This window comes from Bacillus sp. JJ864 (assembly GCF_036963045.1).
Taxonomy (GTDB): Bacteria; Bacillota; Bacilli; order Bacillales; family Bacillaceae_G; genus Bacillus_A; species Bacillus_A pseudomycoides_C.
In genome coordinates, this window is the sequence record NZ_JBALLY010000126.1 from 1 (window position 1) to 3,089 (window position 3,089).

At 39.6% G+C, this 3,089-nt stretch carries 4 protein-coding genes and 2 tRNA genes; all 6 read left to right on the forward strand.

From position 1 onward, the window contains the following. The 6 genes from V7024_RS18210 to tsaD all read left to right on the forward strand — a co-directional run bounded on the left by V7024_RS18210 (window position 1) and on the right by tsaD (window position 2,959). Window positions 1–77 (forward strand) — tRNA-Met (locus V7024_RS18210). A gap of 2 nt (window positions 78–79) precedes the next feature. Next, window positions 80–155 (forward strand) — tRNA-Asp (locus V7024_RS18215). Between the two features lie 186 nt (window positions 156–341). Continuing rightward, the gene (gene tsaE, locus V7024_RS18220; RefSeq protein ID WP_335522451.1) at window positions 342–815 is read left to right on the forward strand and encodes a tRNA (adenosine(37)-N6)-threonylcarbamoyltransferase complex ATPase subunit type 1 TsaE; all 474 of its coding nucleotides are present in this window, start codon (window positions 342–344) and stop codon (window positions 813–815) included. Continuing rightward, window positions 796–1,488: a tRNA (adenosine(37)-N6)-threonylcarbamoyltransferase complex dimerization subunit type 1 TsaB gene (gene tsaB, locus V7024_RS18225; protein ID WP_335522453.1), complete on the forward strand. Its 693-nt coding sequence runs from the start codon at window positions 796–798 to the stop codon at window positions 1,486–1,488. Before tsaE ends, tsaB begins: the two co-directional genes overlap by 20 nt. Before the next feature lie 11 nt (window positions 1,489–1,499). Further along, window positions 1,500–1,943: a ribosomal protein S18-alanine N-acetyltransferase gene (gene rimI, locus V7024_RS18230; RefSeq protein ID WP_335522456.1), complete on the forward strand. Its 444-nt coding sequence runs from the start codon at window positions 1,500–1,502 to the stop codon at window positions 1,941–1,943. Continuing rightward, complete coding sequence (tsaD, locus tag V7024_RS18235; RefSeq protein WP_335522458.1) at window positions 1,943–2,959, forward strand: tRNA (adenosine(37)-N6)-threonylcarbamoyltransferase complex transferase subunit TsaD; 1,017 nt, start codon at window positions 1,943–1,945, stop codon at window positions 2,957–2,959. Before rimI ends, tsaD begins: the two co-directional genes overlap by 1 nt. The last annotated feature ends 130 nt before the right edge of the window (window positions 2,960–3,089 follow it).

A 3,089-nucleotide genomic window follows, 5' to 3' on the forward strand; every position in this document is an offset into this window, starting at 1 on the left:
CGCGGGGTGGAGCAGTCTGGTAGCTCGTCGGGCTCATAACCCGAAGGTCGCAGGTTCAAATCCTGTCCCCGCAACCAATGGTCCCGTGGTGTAGTGGTTAACATGCCTGCCTGTCACGCAGGAGATCGCCGGTTCGACCCCGGTCGGGACCGCCATTTATATAAAGAACGAAACAATATGTTTCGTGTTTTTTTATTTACTCTAATTAAACTTATAAGACAGTCAATCTTATCCTTAGGACAACTCCTAAGGTCTTTTTTTATATATTTGAAACTGAAACAAAAATAAAAAATCTGTATAATAGAGAGCAGAGAATACTAACAGTAAGGTAGGTGAAACCTTTGAATAAATATGAAATAACGACAATGTCTTCAGAAGAAACGCAGAATTTATCAGAAAAGCTTGGACAATTAGTTGAGGCGCAGGATGTTTTGATTTTAGAAGGGGATTTAGGTGCAGGTAAGACAACATTTACAAAAGGTCTTGCAAAAGGCCTTGGTGTAAAACGTGTTGTAAATAGCCCAACTTTCAATATTATTAAAGAATACAAAGGACGATTACCGCTGTATCATATGGATGTATACCGTCTAGCAGAGAGCGAAGAAGATTTAGGTTTTGATGAATACTTTTATGGTGAAGGTGTAACAGTGGTGGAATGGGCCCATTTAATAGAGGCTTTCTTACCACCTTCACTTTTTAAAATTAGTTTATTCCACGAGGGAGATAGTACAAGGAAAATTGTATTAGAGCCGAGCGGAGAACGTTATATTAGATTATGTGAGGAGCTATTACAAAATGAAAGTACTAGCAATTGATACTTCTAACTATGTAATGGGAGTTTCTCTTATTGATGGAAATACTGTTGTAGGAGAGATCATTACAAATTTAACAAAAAACCATTCTGTTCGTTTGATGCCAGCAGTAGAGCAACTTTTAAAAGAATGTAATGTAAAACCAAAAGAATTAAATAAAATCGTTGTAGCGGCTGGTCCGGGCTCTTATACAGGTGTTCGTATTGGTGTGACAGTAGCGAAAACATTGGCTTGGTCACTGCAAATTCCAATTGTCGGTGTATCGAGCTTAGAAGTACTAGCAGCAAACGGAATCAATTTCCCGGGATACATTTGCCCATTATTTGATGGCCGTCGTCAGCAAATTTATACAGGATTATATACATATAGGGAACAAGCATTACAAGCTGTGAAAGAAGATCGTATTGTTCTCATTGTTGATTGGCTGGAAATGTTAAAAGGGACGGGGCAACCTATTTTATTTATCGGAAATGATGTAGAACAGCATAAAGATACAATTGTAGAACAGTTAGGAGATCAAGCTGTATTTGCTGCGCCGACGAAACATAATCCACGTCCAAGTGAATTAGCTTTCTTAGGCTTACAGAAAGAAGAGCAATCCGTGCATACATTTGTACCAAGTTATCTTCGTTTAGCAGAAGCAGAGGCAAAATGGTTAGAAAGTCAAAATAAGTAGGAGTCTTATAAATGAATATTACATTTAGAAATATGAAGGAAGAGGACATACCACAAATTGTTGTGATTGAAGAATCTTCATTTACGACGCCTTGGACTGCCGAAGCATTTGAACGGGAAATAAACATGAATGAGTATGCGCACTACGTTGTACTGGAAACAGATGAAGGAATTATAGGCTATTGCGGGCTTTGGATCGTTCTTGATGAATCACATATCACGAACATTGCAATATTGCCAAAATATCGTGGTCTAAAGCTTGGAGAAGCGTTATTACAAGAGGTAATGAACAAAGCGAGAGCTTTTGGAGCAAAGACGATGACACTTGAAGTACGTGTTTCAAATGAAGTTGCGAAAAAGTTATATCGAAAATTTGATTTTCAAAATGGCGGAATTCGTAAAAGATACTATACAGACAATTATGAAGATGGTCTTGTAATGTGGGTGAACTTATGATGAAAAAAGATACAATTATTCTTGGTATGGAAACAAGCTGTGATGAAACGGCTGTAGCAGTTGTGAAAAATGGACGAGATATTTTAGCGAACGTTGTAGCTTCGCAAATTGAAAGTCATAAACGTTTTGGTGGAGTTGTTCCAGAAATTGCATCTCGTCACCATGTGGAACAAATAACGGTTGTGTTAGAAGAAGCGTTAAAAGAAGCGAAAGTGACATTTGAAGATATTGATGCAATTGCTGTTACGGAAGGACCAGGCCTCGTAGGAGCTTTGCTAATTGGGGTGAATGCAGCAAAAGCAGTAGCTTTTGCGCATAATATTCCTTTAGTTGGTGTGCATCATATCGCAGGACATATTTATGCGAATCGTTTAGTGCAAGAACTACAATTTCCATTGCTGTCTCTCGTTGTATCAGGTGGGCATACAGAGCTTGTTTATATGAAAGAGCATGGTTCATTTGAAGTAATTGGAGAAACGCGAGATGATGCTGCAGGAGAAGCGTACGACAAAGTGGCGCGTACGTTATCATTGCCGTATCCAGGTGGACCTCATATTGACCGTCTTGCGCATGAAGGAGAGCCGACAATTGATTTGCCTCGTGCATGGCTGGAACCTGATTCTTATGATTTTAGTTTCAGTGGATTAAAGTCCGCAGTTATTAACACTGTGCATAACGCAAAACAGCGCGGGGAAGAACTAGCACCTGAAGATTTAGCTGCTAGTTTCCAGGCAAGTGTAATTGATGTATTAGTAACAAAAACAATAAGAGCAACAGAAGAATATGGTGTAAAGCAAGTGCTTCTTGCTGGTGGGGTAGCAGCCAATAAAGGATTACGGGCACGCTTAGAGGAAGAGTTTGCAAAGAAAAAAAATGTTGAACTTATCATTCCTCCGTTATCCTTATGCACAGATAACGCTGCTATGATTGCTGCTGCTGGTACGATTGCATATGAGCAAGGAAAGAGGGCAACGTTAGCATTAAATGCAAACCCTGGTTTGGATATTGAATCATAATGTAAGAGAACATAAAGTGAAACTTCCGTCAGTAGGGGTTTTCTTCATTCCCCACTGACGGAAAGTCCGTCCAATCGGGCTTTTACGGGCAGTTATCCCCAACTTATCATCTTTAGAAAAGCGGAAGCGG